The organism is Desulfosporosinus acididurans, assembly GCF_001029285.1.
Classification (GTDB): domain Bacteria; phylum Bacillota; class Desulfitobacteriia; order Desulfitobacteriales; family Desulfitobacteriaceae; genus Desulfosporosinus; species Desulfosporosinus acididurans.
On record NZ_LDZY01000001.1, the window covers coordinates 1 to 20061 of the forward strand.

General features: G+C 39.6%; 16 protein-coding genes. 2 read left to right on the forward strand and 14 right to left on the reverse strand.

The genetic code is table 11. From position 1 onward, the window contains the following. Positions 1-787, forward strand: a 787-nt coding sequence (locus DEAC_RS00005) for an IS110 family transposase (protein ID WP_047808005.1), incomplete at its 5' end; no start/stop codon positions are given. Positions 788-1458: 671 nt separating this feature from the next. Next, complete coding sequence (locus DEAC_RS00010; protein ID WP_047808006.1) at positions 1459-1686, forward strand: hypothetical protein; 228 nt, start codon at positions 1459-1461, stop codon at positions 1684-1686. A gap of 149 nt (positions 1687-1835) precedes the next feature. Here the strand turns inward: DEAC_RS00010 and DEAC_RS00015 are convergent, their stop codons facing one another. The 14 genes from DEAC_RS00015 to DEAC_RS00080 all read right to left on the reverse strand — a co-directional run bounded on the left by DEAC_RS00015 (position 1836) and on the right by DEAC_RS00080 (position 19911). Beyond that, complete coding sequence (locus DEAC_RS00015; protein WP_047808007.1) at positions 1836-2459, reverse strand: HAD-IA family hydrolase; 624 nt, start codon at positions 2457-2459, stop codon at positions 1836-1838. A gap of 157 nt (positions 2460-2616) precedes the next feature. Further along, positions 2617-5673 (reverse strand): efflux RND transporter permease subunit, encoded by a 3057-nt coding sequence (locus tag DEAC_RS00020; RefSeq protein ID WP_047808008.1) that lies wholly within the window; start codon positions 5671-5673, stop codon positions 2617-2619. Positions 5674-5684: 11 nt separating this feature from the next. Then, on the reverse strand, positions 5685-6899 hold the full coding sequence (locus DEAC_RS00025; protein WP_047808009.1) for an efflux RND transporter periplasmic adaptor subunit: 1215 nt from the start codon (positions 6897-6899) through the stop codon (positions 5685-5687). A 95-nt stretch (positions 6900-6994) separates the two neighbouring features. Then, on the reverse strand, positions 6995-7600 hold the full coding sequence (locus DEAC_RS00030) for a TetR/AcrR family transcriptional regulator (protein WP_047808010.1): 606 nt from the start codon (positions 7598-7600) through the stop codon (positions 6995-6997). Positions 7601-7782: 182 nt separating this feature from the next. Further along, on the reverse strand, positions 7783-9711 hold the full coding sequence (locus tag DEAC_RS00035) for a [Fe-Fe] hydrogenase large subunit C-terminal domain-containing protein (protein WP_242847035.1): 1929 nt from the start codon (positions 9709-9711) through the stop codon (positions 7783-7785). Positions 9712-10410: 699 nt separating this feature from the next. Beyond that, complete coding sequence (locus DEAC_RS00040) at positions 10411-12114, reverse strand: SulP family inorganic anion transporter (protein ID WP_047808011.1); 1704 nt, start codon at positions 12112-12114, stop codon at positions 10411-10413. Between the two features lie 635 nt (positions 12115-12749). Then, on the reverse strand, positions 12750-13025 hold the full coding sequence (locus tag DEAC_RS00045; protein ID WP_053006225.1) for a universal stress protein: 276 nt from the start codon (positions 13023-13025) through the stop codon (positions 12750-12752). Positions 13026-13079: 54 nt separating this feature from the next. Then, positions 13080-13517 (reverse strand): hypothetical protein, encoded by a 438-nt coding sequence (locus DEAC_RS00050; protein WP_047808012.1) that lies wholly within the window; start codon positions 13515-13517, stop codon positions 13080-13082. A 347-nt stretch (positions 13518-13864) separates the two neighbouring features. Next, on the reverse strand, positions 13865-14794 hold the full coding sequence (gene rbsK / locus DEAC_RS00055; protein ID WP_200903066.1) for a ribokinase: 930 nt from the start codon (positions 14792-14794) through the stop codon (positions 13865-13867). 95 nt (positions 14795-14889) lie between these two features. Then, entirely contained in the window at positions 14890-15846 is a 957-nt protein-coding gene (locus DEAC_RS00060; RefSeq protein WP_047808013.1) for a substrate-binding domain-containing protein, read from the reverse strand. A gap of 59 nt (positions 15847-15905) precedes the next feature. Beyond that, positions 15906-16847, reverse strand: coding sequence for an ABC transporter permease (locus tag DEAC_RS00065; protein WP_047808014.1), 942 nt, complete (start codon positions 16845-16847; stop codon positions 15906-15908). Continuing rightward, complete coding sequence (locus tag DEAC_RS00070; RefSeq protein ID WP_047808015.1) at positions 16847-18334, reverse strand: sugar ABC transporter ATP-binding protein; 1488 nt, start codon at positions 18332-18334, stop codon at positions 16847-16849. Before DEAC_RS00070 ends, DEAC_RS00065 begins: the two co-directional genes overlap by 1 nt. Positions 18335-18345: 11 nt before the next feature. Next, positions 18346-18738, reverse strand: a complete 393-nt coding sequence (rbsD, locus tag DEAC_RS00075; RefSeq protein WP_047808016.1) for a D-ribose pyranase — start codon at positions 18736-18738, stop codon at positions 18346-18348. 174 nt (positions 18739-18912) lie between these two features. Then, a complete protein-coding gene (locus tag DEAC_RS00080; protein ID WP_047808017.1) occupies positions 18913-19911 on the reverse strand; it encodes a LacI family DNA-binding transcriptional regulator in 999 nt (332 codons plus the stop codon). Positions 19912-20061 lie beyond the last annotated feature (150 nt).

Here is a 20061-nt window from a genome sequence, read left to right on the forward strand (position 1 = left end):
AAAAAATCGCATTCAGAGGTGGCTGAAAATCTACTTTCCCGAGCATGAAACGGTGTTTGGAAAGTTTGATGCGACAAGTAGCATGCTGGTTCTGCAAGTTGCCCCGCAACCTAGGGATATCAAAAGACTTGGAGTAGAAGGAATAAACCGAATTTGGAGAGACAACAAGTTGAGAGCAGTCGGAATGAAAAGGGCTAAGAGCCTGTATGAAGCTGCTCAGAAGAGCATTGGTTGCACCGAAGGAGAGTCTTGTTCCCGAATGGAAATTCAGCTATTACTCCAAGACTATCACACTAAAACAGCACAATATCAGGCAGTCATAGAAACCATCGATGAGTTGTGCCGTCAGATACCAGAAGTAGCGAAGTTACTTGAAATTAAAGGTGTTGGCCTTGTTACCGTGGCAGGCTTTCTCTCCGAAGTTGGAGATATTAGACGCTTTAATTCTCCAAAGCAGATCCAAAAGCTTGCGGGCTTAGCCTTACGAGAAAGCAGCTCAGGTAAGCACAAGGGACAGACCACGATCAGTAAGCGCGGCCGCGCACGACTGAGGGCAATCCTATTTCAAGCAGTGATGCCGCTAGTCGCAAAAAACGCAGAGTTTGCAGAGATACACAACTACTACACAACAAGGATCAAGAATCCCCTGAAGAAGAAACAATCACTAATTGCCTTAAGCTGTAAACTAATTCGGGTGTTCTATGCAATATTAACAAAAGGTACAGAATACGATCCGGAAAAGCTAATTAAGGACATTCATCGTCCAGTTGAGCATTTAGCAGCGTAATTAGAATAGCAGCGAAACCATAAGAAACAAACGATCTGTGGGTTAAAGCGTCACCACAGAAGCGAGCAATCCAGGTAACCTAGCAAAACAAAAGAGCTGGTAGTCAGTCGCATATTTTTCCATTAGAGCAAGGACTCGGTAGAGGAGCATAACTGACACCCAATCATGGATAGGTGGAACGAAGGAATTTAGGGCAGATTTATAATCTTGACCCTGTTAGACATGGGAGGTTTACCACCGTGAGAATCATGGGTTTACAACGGCCAACATATCCACAAATAGTAGACGTTGGCTTTGCCATATCCAATTTCTCCGAATTAGACATTTTATGCGAATTCTATCCGTGGTGAGCTAATTTGGTTAGCTAGGAATTCTATGAAAATACGAGATATCTAAAGAAAATATCAAGATATTATAGGGAGGGAAAAATTAAAATCAACAACTGTTCTGTCTATTTCTACGGAGATTATGATGAAAGCACATGAAACCACGTACTCTGGCATTATATACTTCGTATATAACTAATTGCTGAGTGAATAGTGTAAAATAAATTAATATTTTCTTAAAGCAGGTAATTCTGAATTATTAGCGAACTCTAATTATTAGGAAGAATAATGACATGAGATGTTGTAAGGTGCCATTACATAGTCACGTAAAAAGGAGAGAGGCTAATGAGCGGAAGGTGTTATACACTTCATAATGGAAACAAAAAATTAAATGGTAATTTCAATACCGCCATAAGAGGAACTACTGCTGCTGTCATCTATTTAAAGACATCGAACAACTATAACGCCAAAGAAGACCAAGATGATCGAAAAAAGGCCATAATCTCGGTGAGTATTATATGTACCTTCTTATTCTTCTTGACTACTCTTGTTATGGTTGCAAATATAAACTAATTTTTAACATAAACACGAAGATTGTTAGAAGCCGCTCACAGTTAGCGGCTTCTAACAATCTTCCAACAGATAATATAAATAGATTTACTATGTTATAATGAGAGACCGATGTTGGTAAGAGAAAGATTATAACATTCTGGGATTTCCCTTTACTGTAAGTCCATTATAGACAAAATGTCCTCTGGGAAATAGGCGATATAATCTGGTTGTTCACCTTGTAACATCTCTAGCAAATCATATCCCCAGTTGGCCCAAATAATCTTAATGTCCAGCTTTTTACAGGAACTTACATCTCTTATTTCATCTCCGACATAAATTACTTCTGACGGTTCTAACTTTTTGGAGATTAATAATTTTTTAATCACCTTGTCCTTACCTAAAATATTATGAGAATTAATAATAGTTTCAAATACATTAAGTTGTTTTTTACCCAAAAAATCTCGGATGTTACTCTCAGAGTTTGAAGAAACTATCGCTAATTCATATCCTTTTTTCTTCAGCTCAATTAAAATTTCTCTCATACCTGTAACCAAAGCAATACTTTCCAAAGAATGTTTGTACTGTTTAGCAAAATCAGCCGCAAAGAGCGGGAGTTTGTAAATCGGAAAATTAAGGGTCCTAAATCGTTCGTGCAGAGGAAGCCTTTTAATTGAATCGAAACTCTTGATTTTCCTTACATGATATTTGTCAGCGAGTTGATTGTAAATGTTGACAGAAATATTTTGAGAATCAACCAGAGTGCCGTCGAAATCAAACATAAGTAATTTCACCATCGGAATGCTCCTTTTATGTTATTAAAAGGGTAAACGAATCTTGTATAGTATATTCACCCTAAAACATAATTTGACATTTGACAGTTCTTCTTTCACAGACCATCAGTGATTAGTTATCATCGTTATATTCAAGAATGACAAAAGGGGGACAAAAGATTTAAAATTTGGCTATATGTCCTTGAAAAGCTCTTTGCTCTAATTTAGTGTTTACTAATGAATAAATAACCGGTATCACGATAAAGGTCAGGAAGGTCGCTGTCAAGAGTCCAAACATGATCGTTACCGACATCGGTCCAAATAACGCGCTTTTGGATAAGGCAAGAGGTATAAGCCCGGTGATGGTTGCCGTAGAACTTAGTATAATCGGACGAAATCTTTGACTAACAGCAAACATACAAGCTTCATCAATCGATAGCCCCTCTTCCCTCCCGCCGTTAATATATTCAATAAGCAGGATCGCGTTTCTAATGACTACCCCAATAAGGCTTATGATTCCCATTACGGCTGTTAAGGATAGCGGCATTCTAAAGACCATGAGTCCAATAACAACTCCTATTAAGGATAATGGCAGAGAGCACATAATAATTAAAGGCTGGACAAAGGATTTAAATTGAATAAATAATAAAACGTAAATTATTAGAATCGTTAAAACTCCTGCCAAGGCGAGACTGGTGAAGTTCTTCTCGATTTGATTTTTTTCTCCGTCATAGAGAACATTGACACCATTCAAATCCATGGCAGCAATCTGCTGACTTAACGCATTTTCGATATTAACCGAATTGTATCCAGTTTTAACATCACTGTACACTGTCACCGTTTTTTCCTTTTTGTAGTGTTTAATTTGATCTAGCTCAGGAGTGAGTTTTATGGATGCCACCTGGGCTAAGAGAACCTTATTATCTGTAACACTGGATTTAATTTGCAAGTTTTCAAGATCTTTTACTGAGGAAATATTAGTTTTTACTAAAATGCCAAACTCACTGCCGTTTTTTCTGTAAACTGAGCCGCTGTAACCATTTAGGGCAATGTTAATTTGCTCAAGAATATCTGATTTAAGCAACCCAAGCTGTGACGCTTTGGCCACATCAATATTGACCTCATATTCATAGGATTTCTGCGCCGCATCATCTCTAACGTTCATAGTTCCAGGTATATTTAACAACTTCTGCTGAATCTTTTCGGAAGCAGAATATAGTTTCTCCAAATCATCTCCTGTAAGCCTCAAGCGTATAGGGGCCCCTATTGGCTGAGCTTGTTCTAATTGTTTTACTGTAGCTGTCCCTTGACTAAGTTTGCTGTCCAATAAACTTTGTAGATGCTCAGCGAGCTCCTGCCTTGTTTGGAACCGATTTGTTTTGTTCAGATCGATTCGTACCATTATTTGTGCTGTATCTTTGGAAGCTGCTACTGAAGCTAAGGTTATATAAAATTTTGGCATACCTCCGCCTATGGCAGAGGTATATCCTGTCACTTCTTTTTGAGCTTTAAGGACATTTTCAACTTGTTTAACCAAATTTGCTGTACTGTCAATATCTTCAACCTTCTCATTGGAAACATCGATATACAGGATATTCTTATCAACATAAGGGAAAAACTGCATTCCTAAGGTTTTCATTAGGCCAAGAGCGGCTAAGAAAATTCCTAAGGCTACGACAACAATCCTCAGTTTATGCTTTAGTCCATAGCTTAAAAGTTTACGGAACATTTTACGGACAATGCTTTCTTTATTAAGAGTTTTACTTTTTCTAAAAAATAGAGAAGACATGGCAGGCGTTACAAGTAAGGCGGAAATATACGAACAAGTCACACAGATCATAACAACCTGAGGCAAGGTCCTTAGAAATTCCCCAACAGCCCCTGGGATCGTGAGCAGCGGAGCAAAGGCACCCACGATAATTAACGTGGATGTAAATACCGGCACAAATAGTCGCTTTATGCCTTGAAATGCTGCCTCATTTCCAGATAGCCCTTTATCAATACCTACTTGGACAACGTCACCGATTACAATTGCATCATCGACCAGTATTCCCAGAGCTATGATAAGGGCCGTGGTAGACATTTGCTGAACTTTAATCCCCAGGATATACATCGCAAGAAAGGACATGGATATAGATATTGGGATAACCGCAGAAACCACCATGGCATTGCGAAGACTCATTCCAATGAGTACAGTGATAATAACCAGAATTATTCCTTCGCGAAGATTCTTCATGAAAAAAGAAACGGAATCACTGACGTCTTTAGGCTGAAACGTTACCTCGTCGATCGTCAAGTCATTTGGCAGTTGTTTCTTTAGAGCATCTAATTTTTTACTAATGTTATCACCAATCAGGACAATATTTTTATTGTCTTGGAAATATCCTGCCAGCAATACCGCATTAGCACCGTTATCTCTAAATTTAAGACTCGAATCTTGATCATAATCCATGTATACTTTAGCAATATCTTTGATTCTTAAGGTTTCTCCGGTAGTCGGTGAAACCCCTATTATTGTATTTTGGATATCTTGAAGGGAAGTAAATGTCCCCGGCGTTTCAACCTTGATCTTCCCTGTTTTCAAATTCAAAGATCCGGATGGAATATTAATATTTTGAGCTTTTAGTACTTTACATACGTCGTCTAAGGACACGTTATATTTATTGATTTGAGTCCAATCGACGTCAACGATTACTTGTTTATCCTGCTTTCCCTTGACATCAAATCTGGAAATACCGTCAACATTGCTCAATTCTTTCTTAATATCATCGGCATAATCACCCAGTTGCTCATAGGAATAATTCTTACCCGAGATACTTAAAATCATCCCCGCTGTCTCTGTAAGGTTAGTATCAATCGTACTATCTTGACATCCATCAGGAAGCTCCGATTTTAAATCTTTAATTTTATCTCTTAGGTCTCTCCAAGCTTTATCTTTATCGGCATCATTGTTCAAATAGACGATAACGATAGAAGCACTATTCTTGGAATATGATTCGGCATAATCATAGCCATCAATTTCCTCAACTTTATCTTCTATTTTCTTAGTGACAAGTGTTTCTATATCACTTGGAGAAGCTCCGGGATAAATCGTGGTAATCATAGCAGCAGGAGAGGAAACGTCCGGGCTTTCTTGCTTAGGAACTACATAATAACTATAAAACCCTGCGATAATAACTAAAACTACTAGAAATAAGACTATTTTTTTATTCTCAATGGCTGCTTTAATCAGTCTCAATATTGTTCACCTCACTTTTCAGAAACTTGATAACCCGCTTTAATATTCTTCATTCCCTCAATAACAAGTTTATCTCCGGCTTTTAAACCTTCTACTGAAACTTTATCCTCATGCGCATCGCCTAAGGTTATATTTTTCCGAACAGCTCGGCCATTCTCTATAACATATACGTAATCTTCACCGTCATTTAGAATGCAGCTGATGGGAATCAAAATCGACCTCTGATCCCCTGTCTCTATGTACACTTTTACACTTTCACCGATATAAAATTGATCGTTGTCGATAGGATTTAAAAGCTTAATTTCAGTACTAAACGTCCCTGATTGCTGATCCGCCATTTGCACAATATTGCTGATTTCGCCATCAACACTCTGATTATCTATAGTTATCGTTGCTTTCGTGCCGACTTTAATTTTCTTGACATCCTTATCTGATAATCCGACAGTAATGACTTGATCATCGCTTCTCATTAAAATAACGGGATTTCCGGCTGGCTGTAATTCCCCTTCTTTACAGAGAACATCGACCACATAACCATCCAGATCCGAAACCATTGAGGCATCCTGTACCAAGTCCATTTTGGAATTATAATCAGCAGTCGCTGCATTCAACTGAGCTAAAAGTGCTTCTTTGTCTTCATCTCTAGATCCATCTCGAAGCTGCTGCAAAGTCTGCTGCGCACTGTTCAGAGCAGCTTCGCTGCTGTCAAGTTGCAGCTTTGAACCATCCAAAGCCTGTTTGGAAATCGCTGAACTATTATATAAGGTAACATTTTTATCATACAAATCCTTATAATAATTATAATTATCCTGCGCATTTTTCACCGCAATCTCGGCCTTATTAATATCTTCTTGCTGTGCACCATTTACGGCTTTGTTATATTGGGCGGCTGCTGCATTCATTTGGGACTGAGCAGCTTGCATTGCATAATTTAAGTCTGTTTTGTCAAGATCAACCAGGGGCTCGCCTTTGGTAACATGCTGTCCTTTCGTAACGTAAATTTTGGCAATTTTGGCGGAACTTTTAAAGGATAGCTTTCTTACCTCACTCTCGCCGGTAATCCCCTGATACTCCAGCGAAACTGGATAGTTCTCTTCCTTTACCTGTATTGTCTTGACAGGATAGGTTTTTGTATCAGATTTATTGCTGTCACTATTTGCTCCACATCCACTAACGAGTAAAAATGACAAGAACAATGAGAAAATAAGTAAAACTCTTTGTTTCATCCCCTAATCCCCCTCGAGTTATCTCTTAGCAAAATGATTACCGTTCCCTGATTTTTATCTGCTTATCGTGTTCACCCAACTATTCTTTAGGCCTCTTAATTTTGTAAGCCGTTGACTAAAACTTTGGAAGCGCTTCTGCATAATCGTTCAATTTCCATCGGTATAAGGTCGCCTTTCAATCGAGTCTGAACAATAAAAAGACCAATTAAAGATTCTACATACATCAAAGAAACTGTAAAAAAGTCATTTTTCTCAAGTTTCTTTTCATCATGTAACCTGACTAATTTTCTCTCCAATATTTCAACGATCGATCTAAACGTGCTTGTAACATTTTCAACGAGCTCTGATCTCTGCTTGGACTCAATTATTGCCACAATCAATACACCCTTGCTTTGAACGATCCTCCTATACAATTCCATTCCAAATTGAAAAAGCATTTCTTCTAAGGGAATGTCACTTTCTATGATGCTCTCAAGTTTTGAATTGCTGTGTTTAGTAAGATCTTTGGTTATCGCTAAGAAAATCCCCTCTTTATTTTTAAAGTGCCTAAATAGAGTTGCTTCATTGACATTAGCTTCTTTGGCGATCATTTTCGTAGTCGTACCTTTAAAGCCATGATCCACAAAAAGTTGTTTAGCTGCTTCAATAATTCTGATACTCAGAGTATTATCAGTTAAATTACCAGTCTCTATCGTCTCCATTTTATAACCACCACCTATTGACATTATGCGTGCAAGCACTTGCCTGTTTATTGTACCAAACCAATGCTGTCTATGCAAGCAAGTGCTTGCACTTATTTTGCCCGGATCACTAAGCCTAGCGCAAAAGAAAAAGAGCAACAGTTTTTTGTCACTGCTGCTCCCTAAATGATCAGACTTCCAAATTAATGAGTCGAAATATCTTCAACAAATGCTAGAATATCCTGACTCTTCGCAGTTAAGTTTTCAAGTGATGTTGAAATTTTCTCGACTTGATTACTTATTTCAAGCATTTCTTGGTCTAATGTCACGGATATATTGGCAATACCTCCGATTAAATCCACCATCAACTTCTCATCATTGATTGTTGATTTCACGACTTCGTTAGACCTTTCAGCTAATTTTCTTACTTCCTGAGCCACTACTGCAAAGCCTCTGCCTTGATCTCCCGCACGTGCGGCTTCAATTGCGGCATTAAGAGCCAAGAGATTGGTCTGACTTGCTATTCCTTCAATTAAATTCGATGAATTAACAAAATGGTTTAATTTATCATTCATTTCTTCAACATCTTGTCGTAAAGTTGAAGCTATTTCGGTATTATTAGATACCCTGGACATAATGTTTTGGATGTTTTTCACACCGTTCTCATTTTCAGCTGCTATTTCGTTTAAAGAAGCCTTAATATTAACAACATCATTTTCAAGTTTTTTACTGTATTCCAGTCTTTCAGCGCTCAAGTCCTGAAGTTGAGTTAATATCTCGGAGTTCTTACGGTTTAAATTAATTAATTCGCCTTTAGAATAGTTAACACAATTACTTGGAACGCTTAATCCGTTGTGGATTGCCTTCGCCATTTCTTTACATGTCGAATAACCACAGGCAACACAATTAATTGTACGAGATTCGACATCTTCTTTGTGCATGGACTTAAATAATTGATCATACTCAGGCTCAGTTGGTTCCGATAAGTCTCTCGCTTTTTTGGCAGTATTATATACACGTACGAAATCTTCTAATTTTAGAGTTCTATTAAAATAATCGTTTAACCATTCCATACGCTTTATAGATTTTTTAAATCCCTGTTTTTCTTCTTCCTTCATTTTCCTAGTTTTCATGGCATTAAAACTAAAATCTATATCGTCTAGTACGTTATCCTTGATTATTGAAGCTGTGCCGATATTACAGCCATGCTGACAATTTAAAATATCGACGAGAAGAGGTACAGGCTTATTTTCTTTAACACGATCACCATAGATTTCCAAATAACCATAGACGGTATCTGGTCCTTCCACTTGTCTTACCCAAGCATTGGGAACAAAAGCCTCAACGTTTTCTCTTAACCCCCCTGGTCTGCTATAAAGGCACCCCAAAGAACAGGCTAGATCAGAAAAATCGACCTCATTGTAATTTTTGAGGTTAATCTTGTTATTTTCCAGATATTCTTTCAGTTTTTTAAACGTTACATTGTATCCTATTATATTTTGTGTGGAGCCAAATTCCCCCTTTTTTGCTATACAAGGAGACAACATTGCTAATTCCGAGTTATCCTTTAAATACTTTTTCACATAAATTGCTGAGCAAAGCATCGGACTATGAATGGGAGAAAGTTGGGGTAATAATTCTGGCTTTAACTTCTCAATGTAATTAACTATCACAGGACAAGGTTGAGCAATCACTGTGTGTAAGTTCTGCTGTTCTATAGTTCTTAGATATGCCCATGTCGTAATATCTGCTCCAAAGGAGACATCATAGATTACATTGACACCATTTTTAATCAAAAAACCGAATAATCTTTTAAAGTCAGGAAAATTTACTCTGATCGACGGCGCTGCCAATACAGTAATCTTCTTCCCATGTTTTAGATCATTAAAGAAGCGTTCAGTATCATCAAGATAAGAACGTGCACCATGATCACATGTTGAGATGCATTTACCACATTCAATACATCGTTCGTAGTTTATTTTAGCCTTAACCTTATCATTCTTAACGTAGACAATATTAGCATCAACGGGACATTCCCGAACACATTTATTACACCCCTGACAACTACTTTCGTCCGTTACAATATTACCATTAAAAGTTGAAGAATCTTGCTGCATAGTTTCCCCTTTCATACATTTCCTCATAAGCAAATAGGCAGAATTTTAGAGAGTGCGTCCATACATCATTCAGATCGGAAAACTGCGAAAATAACAATTAAAATTATAGTCCAAAATAAAGATCCAAAGAAGTCCCTATGGTCACATAATTTAATGCCAAAAGCATTAATACGATTGGCATTGGATTTTATACGCAAAAAACACAGGCAAATAATCGGCCTGTGCTTAGATTAACTTTGAAGGGCAATTTGTTATTACTTTTTTTCCCCTTACTCCCTTAATTTATTTTGCACCGCATTTTCTTCTTCAAATAATGTCATTTTATAGTGTAAATCCTCCAGGCAGGCGGGGCCAAACCCTTTTAGATTTAATAAATAATCATCTGTTGTTTTTTGAACATCGTCAATAGTATCTATTCCGGCATTTGAGAATATTATAGGTCCTGGAAGTGAGATTTAATACAGATAGTTCAGGCGATTTGAGTAATTTTGCACAAAGGAGTTCGCATTTTTCGGCGTCTTCCTGCCGATTATACCTGGTCTGACAAAGCGAACAAGCAAATACGCTAGTCAATATTTCCATGACCATAGTTACCCTCTCCTAACCCCACAAATAAAATGTTTTATAACATTTCGGTCATATCAATTTCGTGGAAGGTGAGAATATCATGGTGACATTCTCACCTTTAAATTTGCTTTCTCAACTCGTCCAAATTTAAAAGTTAAGAGCAGCTCTTGCCCTTACTAAGGCATTTGAGGTTGAAGCAAAGACTTCATTTTCGGACATAAAGATATTTTCCGGGCCAATGTCAGTATCAAAGTTTGACTTTTTAAACAAGGCTGCAAGATCCGGTTGAACACCACTAATGATCAAAGTTCCGTTATTTTCCCGCACATTCCTGACAAAGACCTTCAAAGCTGTCAGTGACGTTAAGTCAACAGTGGTTACATGATTCATTCTGAGAATAAACACTTTGGATTTATCAACCAAACTTTCAAGTTTATCTCCTAAATCGGTTGCTCCCCCGAAATAAAGATTTCCTTCAAGTTGAATTACCAAAACGTCAACCTTTTCTTCAACGGTTTTCACTTCTTCGAGAATCACCTGGGATCCATCACTCTGTGCTGGAATCAAAAGCTTAAGCGGTGCTTTGTTGGTATCCTTCAGATATAAGGCAATGGATAGAGCAATCCCTGAATAAATTGCATAATCCAAGTTTGGCAGCACAATAACTAAGATACAGGTTACCCACATGGCAATGGAATCGGAAGAGAATATACCTGCTTTCACGACTTTCTTTATTTCTTCTTTGTCAATCAAACCATACCCTGTATAAATCAGGACCCCTGCCAAACCTGCACTTGGTATATATTTCGCATAGGGTGCAAACAGCATGAGAACAATGGCTACAAACACACCGGAAAGAATTCCGGCTAATCTGCTGGCTCCCCCGTTAATATAGTTAATGGCGGAACGGGAAAATGAACCCGAAGCCGGAAGGCACTGGAAGAAAGCCCCTATGATATTTGATAAACCCTGCCCTATAAATTCTTGATTGGAATCAATTTTTTGCCGGGTTTTCGTGGCAATTGATTTAGAAATAGATATTGCTTCAACTAAACCAATGATGGAGATGGCAAACGCTCCGCTCAGCATATCTTTGACTGAGGAAAGGCTAAAATGAACCATGGTAAAGGGAGGAAAGCCGGAAGGGATATTACCTGTAAGTTTGACGCCTTTCTTTTCCAGATCAAACATAATGATAAAAAAGATAGGCAGAATAATCCCAATTAAAGCTCCCGGAAGATTTTTACTGATCTTTTTGCATATCAGCACAATTATAATAGTCATCAGGCCGATGCCTAAAACATAGGGATTCGTTTTATTTAGATGAGTGATAATATAATATACTTTTTCCAGCGTAGACATTGCTGAAGAGTTTTTAATCGATATCCCCAGAAATGTATTTAATTGTCCCAGAGCAATGATCGTTCCTGCTCCGGCTGTAAACCCTACCAAGACGGTGTGGGAAACAAAATCAATCACTTTGCCGAGTCGAACTACTCCATAAAGAACCTGTAAAACGCCAACCATAAAGGTCATTAGGAAAAGCATTTGATAAGCATTAGGGAGATGCATAAAGCGTATCATAGCGCTTGCAGTGAGTAAACAAATCGCATTCGTCGGTCCTGTAATCAGTTGGTTAGAACAGCCAAAGGCGGAACCTATAATCGCCGCAATGATCCCGGTATAGAGACCATAAATCGGATTGACGCCCGCAATCAGAGCATAAGCCATATACTGAGGAAGACCAACAACTACAACAGTTAAGGCACCTATAATATCATGCTTGAGATCCCCTTTTTTATATCCTTTAACCGTTTCAATAATCGGAACCCATTTAGTCATTGAAGGCATACAACTCCCACCTTTCAATAAGCGCAGTAACGTAAAGTGAAATTTTTCACTATTAATCTAAGAGTTTTTCTTTATTTTTGACAAATCATTTTTTACTTCTACAATCTCTTAGCTGTACATACTTTAAATTCCAACGATGATACCGAAGTCACATTTTTTAGCAGTCTTTATGACTGTTTTATCTAATATCGATTATTAGTTATAGAAGGTAAAATTCAAAAATCCAATCAGGGCGCTAACGAAACTCTTTCTAAATCATGTTCCTCCCCTTTCCCTCTGAATTTTGTTAATAACGTTAGAGATTGAATTAGTACTAATCCTCAACAAATCAATCATCCTTCCTCTCTTTGAATTATCACTATTTATTACAAATTCAGATTAGCACTGTGGACTGTATAAGTCTATAGAAAATCAGTATCCTCACCATCATATATGCTTATGAACAATTTGATAATTCATCTTATCACTAGTCCCATTGGCATTTCTCAAGTTCTCTTCTGAAAACCTTAAAAAAGCTCCCCAAGCAGCATTTGGGGAGCTAAAGAATAAGAAGGGTTCCTATAACTTTATGCACTAATTTGTAGTTTATAACTGCTATCGAAATAGCCCCGATGTTCAGCTTTAACTGAACGAGTTCATTTGACAATTAAAACTGAACATTTTGCGCCATAGAGAACACGTTGACTAACACTGCCTAGCAGACAATCTGTGATGGCTCCATATCCGCATTTCCCCATGATTACCATGTCGATTCTCTCATCTTCAATTTCCTTTAGTATTACCTTGTCAGGTTTACCGTTCAATATTTTCCGTGTGACGGTAATCTCTGCGGTATTATTGATGCCGGCCATTGTTGCGTCTAAGGCAAACTTTCCTTCTTGTTCAATCTGGTCTGGTGAAATAATGAACATATCCAGACATGAAACTTCAAGCAGAATTTCGGCGGCGTTTTAATTTTTAGTTAATTAAGCTGTTCGATGACGGGTTATCTTGGGATACCTAAATCCAGCCTCTTTGGCCATAGTTACGAAAAATTCTTTGTCACATGCGACCGTGATCTTAAAATAGGATAATTCCTTAAAATGGGTATCAGTACACTCTTTAATTTCAACCTGCCATTGGATTCCTTGACCTTGGGCAAACGTTAGTATTTTCGTCAGATAGTCCAAACTTACATTAACCAATCCCAGCGGAGTTACATTATCATCATCAGGGGTAACAATTTTATTGATTACTTGTATCTCCATATCCTGAGGGACTTCCGCACCGGTAGCAATGAGTCGTTTAATTAAATCATCATATATTAATTGATACGATTTCAGCTCTTCTCCTCTTAAGTTTCTGACGCCATCATCTTGACCTTTTAACGTAAATCTCTGAATTAATTGATCACACTTTCTCATATAGAATAACCTCCTTTGCTTGATAAAGTACTAACATTCACAATTACACCTGTCTTTATCCACCATATCCTTGTTAAGAGCTGCTATCCTTCGAGATTGATTAAAGATTAGCGTTATCCTCAACTAAATCGTAACATTCCCCAGGCTCTTATGTCTATAGGATATCCCTATGTTATCGATTATTCATTTTAATCGGCATTATAGTAACCCCGCTTCAGGCTCTGGAAAATCTGCAGCTAGTTGCAATGATGTAAGAAGAAAGTATTAGATTTTTGCAAAAAAAGAGCTGTGTGAAAACACAGCCCTAAAACTGAATTAAAGTATTAGTAGTTTAATTCCCCGTAATTTTAGCGCTCATCTTGAGCTAAAAAAGCATTGATTTCCGCCCGTTGCGGGATTGAAGTTTGGGCGCCTTTTCTAGTTACAGTAAGAGCCGAAGCTGCTGAAGCAAAATGCAAAGCAGCCTGAAGGGGCTTGCCCTCAGCAATAGCGGCAGCGTAGGCCCCTACAAAAGTATCACCGGCTGCCGTTGTATCCAGCGCTTTAACCTTGAACGCCGGTTGATACATCGTTGTTCCTTCACTGCTCATATAAAATAATCCCTTGGCGCCTAAGGTTACAATGATTTCCCGACACCCTTGTGCCACTAAGATTTTGCCGGCAGAGTGCACTTCCTCAATACTTTCAGTTTTAACTCCAGTTAATACAGCCGCCTCTGTTTCGTTAAGAATTAATAAATTAACCATGTGATAGATATTCTCTGGCGGCACAAAAGCAGGCGCAGGATTGTATATAATATACTTTCCTTTCGCTGCAAAGTATTCGAATACATAGGCTAAGGTTGGGTAGGGTATCTCATTCTGAAGAATGATTAGGTCTGGCTCGTCCAGCAACTTGCCTGCCTCGTCAATATCCTTCGGATCTAACGCTCCGTTGGCCCCTGGAGAAATAATAATACGATTTTCCCCTAGTCCATCGACGGTAATGAAAGCCAGTCCTGTTGAAATATCCTGCTTGACAAGCACTCCACCTGTTCCGACACCCGAGGATCGCAGGTTTTCTAAGAGAATTTCTCCATAAGCGTCCACGCCTACTGCCCCGATCATTTCGACTTTAGCTCCCGCACGAGCTGCAGCTACTGCCTGATTTGCGCCCTTCCCGCCCGGAATATAGCTCGTTTCAATGGCTTTAATTGTTTGGCCCGGCAAAGGCGCTTTTTCAACGCGATTGACAATATCCATGTTAAGGCTGCCGATCACTGTCATGGAACGCATCATCCTGCTTCACCTCCCTTAAGACATAATCCAGAAACAGTTACAAAGGAATGATTACTCCCTCGACTAATTTACTGAAATAAAAGCATCTGATCAGCTTAAAAACCTTTAAATGATGTTCCTTTTTCAACAAGTTTCAGAGGTGAGCTGACAGTCGCCGAAACGGAATTGCCCTTGACCAGTTTCATAGCGTTCTGAACTCCTAATACTCCTTCTTCAGCTGGCTGTTGAGCAATGTCAGCATAGAAAAGTCCTTGTTGAACGTTATTGACCGCTTCTTGTTCACCATCAATACCGACAATCGCAATCCCTGTTTTATTGCTTTGTTGAATTGCTTTCGAGGCGCCTAGAGCCATCTCATCATTTTGGGCGAAGACCCCTTTAACATCGGGATTAGCCTGAAGAATATTTTGCATAACGTTTAACGCTTTACTGCGGTCAAAATTAGCCGATTGTTTAGCAACAACTTGAATTCCCTTTGCTGTCGCAATTTCTTGGTCAAACCCTTGCTCTCTGTCCCGTTCAGCTGAAGTACCAATGATCCCTTGAAGCTCAACGACTTTGCCCTGGCCATTCAGAGCTTTTATAATCTCATCAGCAGCCATTTTTCCTGCCTGAACGCTGTCGGAGGCAATGAAACAGGATACTTTACCGGAATTTACACTACGATCCAAGGTTATAACAGGGATGTTCGCTTTATTAGCAGCAGCAACTGCGCTGGACAAACCTTGACTATCGGTTGGGTTAAGAATAATAGCACTTACTTTTTGCTGAATTAAGTCTTGAACTTGGTTCAATTGAGTAGCAGCGTCATTATTACCATTATCGATAATAACTTTTACGTTTTCTTTCTCAGCTTCCTGTTTAACTCCATTTTCCATAGCTACAAAAAACGGATTATTGGTCGTGGAGACAGCGAAACCAATGGTATAATCGCCGGATTTTGCTTGAGCAGCTGTTTTGTCGCCTGAACCATTGTTAGAAGCAGTACCGCATCCAGAAACAAGACCCACTGTCAGAACACCTAGCCCCAAAATAGTTTTCCATTTTTTCATTGCCATTTCTCCTCTTTACATTTATTTTTATTTATTTGAAGAAGAGGCCGCAGGGCCTCTTACCTCGCTGAGGATTTCTTGCGATCAAGCATAATCGCCGCAAGAATAATTAATCCTTTCACGGCATCTTGATAGAAAGAATTGACATTGAGCAGATTCAAACCATTATCAATAATTCCGAGAATCAAGGCCCCGATAAGAGTCCCTACTAACGTGCCTTCTCCCCCGGCCAAACTGGTCCCGCCAAGTACGACTGCCGTAATGGCATCCAGCTCATATCCTACGCCTGCAGTTGGTTCTGCAGAGCCTAAACGGGAAGCTAAAATTATTCCTGCTAAAGAAGCCAAAATACCACTGACAACATAAACACTCAAAAGATAACGTTTTACTGGAACTCCAGCCAAGAAGGAAACTCGCTCATTTCCTCCAATTGCATAAATGCGTCTTCCGGCAATTGTTCGATGGAGTACAACCCAAGCGGTAATAAGGACAAAAGCCATTACCCAGACCGGAATAGGAATTTCCAAAAATGTCCCGGTGCCGAATTTAGCAAACTCTTGAGGCAAATTATAAATAGGCATGCCATTGGTATAGATTTCTGTCATTCCTCGAAACAGCGTCATCGTCCCTAAGGTAACAATAAAAGGGGCCAAGCCTGCATAGGCGACAAACAATCCATTAACTGCTCCAGCCACCCCCCCAAAAGCCAAAGCTGCAATAACAGCTACCCAAGGGTTAACGTGTCCGACCATTAGCTGCGAAGCAAGCGCTGCACTTAAAGCCAGAGTAGATCCAACCGATAAATCAATCCCAGATGTAAGAATGACAAAGGTCATTCCCACTGCAATCAAAGCATTCACTGAAATTTGCAGGGCAACGTTGCGCAGATTTCCAAAGGTAAAAAACTTAGCGGTTGCAAAAGAGAGAATGAAAATTAAAATAATGAGACCAATTGTCGGTCCTAAATGATAACGTTTAATAGTTTTGATAATTCGTTCCATTATACCTCACCTCCCGTAGCTAAACGCATAAACGCTTCTTGTTCCATCTCTCCGCTCTGTAATTCGCCCATAATAACTCCTTCGTGCATTACATAGACCCTATCGCTCATGCCCAACAATTCAGGCAAGTCGGAAGAAATCAGCAAAACTGCCTTTCCTTCTAACTTCAATTGGTTCATTAGCTGATAGATTTCCTGTTTCGCTCCCACGTCAACGCCTCGTGTCGGCTCATCCAAAATCAGCAATTTCGGGTTACAAGATAACCATTTACCAATGACGACCTTTTGTTGATTTCCACCGCTTAAATTTTGTGCAGACTGCTCAATAGTTGGAGTTTTAACTCTCAATTGTTTAACCCAATGCTCCGCATTCTCCCGTTCCTTTTGCCTGGAAATTATGCCCCAACGACTTCGCGCATCGAGGGTTGGGAGAGCCAAATTTTCACGAATGGAAAAGGGAAGATGCAGTCCTTCATTTTTACGGTCCTCGGTTACAAGGGCTATCCCGGAACGAATTGCATTAATAGGGGTTCTTAAGGAGAGTTTCCGGCCTTCAAGGATGATTTCGCCGGACTTTAAAGCATCGATTCCACTTAAAGCACGAGCCACCTCCGTGCGTCCGGAACCCATCAGGCCGCCAAGGCCCACGATTTCCCCTGCTCTAACTTCTAAACTAACGTTCTGGACAAATTGCGTACTTAATTGCTTTGCACGCAGTACAATCTCAGTCGGTGTCGTTTCAACATGAGGATAGCGTTCCTCAATCTCCCGGCCAACCATTAAAGAAACCAATTCCCGCTCTGTTGTCTCCTCGGTCTTAACCGTGGCAATGAACTGACCGTCCCGTAATACTGTCACCCGATCTGCCACAGCAAACAATTCCTCCAGGCGATGGGAAATATAAATAATTCCAACGCCTTTATCCTTGAGAGAACGGACAATTTCAAAAAGTCGTTCTGTTTCAGCCCGGCTCAAAGCGGAGGTAGGCTCGTCCATAATGAGAAAGCGAACATCTTTCTGCAAGGCCTTGCCAATTTCCACTAACTGCTGTTCGCCAACACTTAGGCCGCCCAGCGATTCTTTGGGATCACGGTTAAGATTCAATGCTGCCATTGTCTCCCCAACCTTCTTATAGAGAAGAGGATAATTAACGAAACCCAGAGTCCGAAATTCATTCTCATGCCCAATCAGAAAGTTTTCGGCCACCGATAAGTTAGGAAATAGGTTAAGCTCTTGATATATCATCTCGATCCCTAGGTTCTGGGCATCGGGAATCGCCTTAATAGATACAGTCTCTCCGTCGATTGCTATTTGCCCTGCATCTGCTGCATAGACCCCAGTTAAGATTTTCATTAATGTGGACTTACCGGCGCCATTTTCACCAAGTAAGGCCACTACCTCTCCCCCACTGACCTGCAGGTCTACCCCTTGAAGAACCTTGACACCTGAGAAGCCTTTACAGATTCCCTTCATTTCTAAGAGTGCCATAAATTCACCACCTAAAATACAACGCTAGACTTTAAGATGACATTGGCATAAGAGGTCCACTCACCAGTGCGGACAATTACTGCAGCCGATGCTAAACGTTCTTTAAATACTTCGTGACTTACAAGTTCCAAAGGAGCATCTGTCGCCTCCTTGATTTTAGCAAACAAATCCGGATGAGCCTCTTGCAGTTCCTCAGCGATTGTAATTTGTTCGACGCTCAATTCGCCAAGAACAGCATTGAACACATCCTCAAAAGCAGGAACACCCTCACAAACCGCTAAATCAACAAATGGGATCTGGGGCGGGATCGGTAACCCATAGTCTGCAATAACTAAGGTCTGACCATGACCTAATGCAGCAATGAATCGTGACAATTCCCCATGAAGCACGCCTTGTTTTTTCATTCCCTTGACACCCCTGTCTTTTTTTCTGTATTATCGCTTGATCGAAGGCAGTAGTTTGACAATGACATTTGTACCTTTTGCACCTTTAGAATATGATACCGTTACCACATCGAATCGTTAAAACTATAGTTGAAGGACATTGTTAGGAAATGATTGCCAGTTCATCTAAGTAACTTAAATACACTTTGTTGTTGAAGCCCGGGGCACTAACTTAACCTCTAATTCATAAATGCGATTATCGACCTCGGCCCCTTCTATTTTCTTGATTAATAAATCTGCAGCCAAGACTCCCATTTCATAAATAGGCTGAGCTATTGTTGTTAACTCCGGTTCAACAGCCTCTGCCAGATGAATTCCATCAAACCCGCAAATAGCTATCTGATTCGGAACGTTTATACCCAAACGCAGGAGAGTTTTTAGCGCACCCACCGCCATCAAATCATTGCCCACAAAAATACCATCGACATCAGGATGCCGTTCCATCAACACATGGGCGGCATTCATTCCTCCGTCCAGCTTAAAATTCCCAGGTACCATTAAAGTCGGGCTGTACCATTTAAAATTCTTAACAGATTCCTCATAGCCGATTAAACGGTCTTTAGCAGTATTAATTTCCTGAGGCCCATATATATGAGCAATTTTATTGCATCCTGCGTCAAGTAAATGTTGAACAGCAAGTTTGGCGCCTTCAAAATTGTTGGAGCGAACAACGGTACAACCTTCTTGGGAAGGTGCTCGGTCTAAAACAACAAAAGGTATATCGATTTTCTCTAAATACTCGACATCATTGCGGTTAAGGTTATGGGAAGCAAAAATAATCCCACTGATATACTTTTGTTTAAGAATATTAATGTAGGCCTTCTCTTTATTTGCCTGGCCGTCAGAATTGCCGAAGATTACAGTATATCCTGACGTCCGCGCCACATCTTCAACAGCCCTGCTTAACTCAGGAAAAAAAGGGTTCACAATATCCGGCAGAATTAAGGCAATCGTTCTGGTCTTCTTATTCGTTAATCCCCTGGCAACGTCACTCGGCTCATATTTTAACATTTGAATAGCCTTATTGACTTCTCTCTCCGTCTCGATATTAACATAACCACTCTTATTTAAGACTCTGGAGACCGTTGAAATCGAGACCCCCGCTAACCTTGCAACATCCCTTATAGTAGCCATATATAACTTTCAACTCCGATTGTCTTGCATATCATGTGGAACCGCTACCACAGATTTGCCTAATATGTCTCACCAAAGTACAGAATAGTCTCATTTTTCACAGGTCGAAATCCTTCTTTTTAATCATTTTCATTTTTTCTGCCACGAATC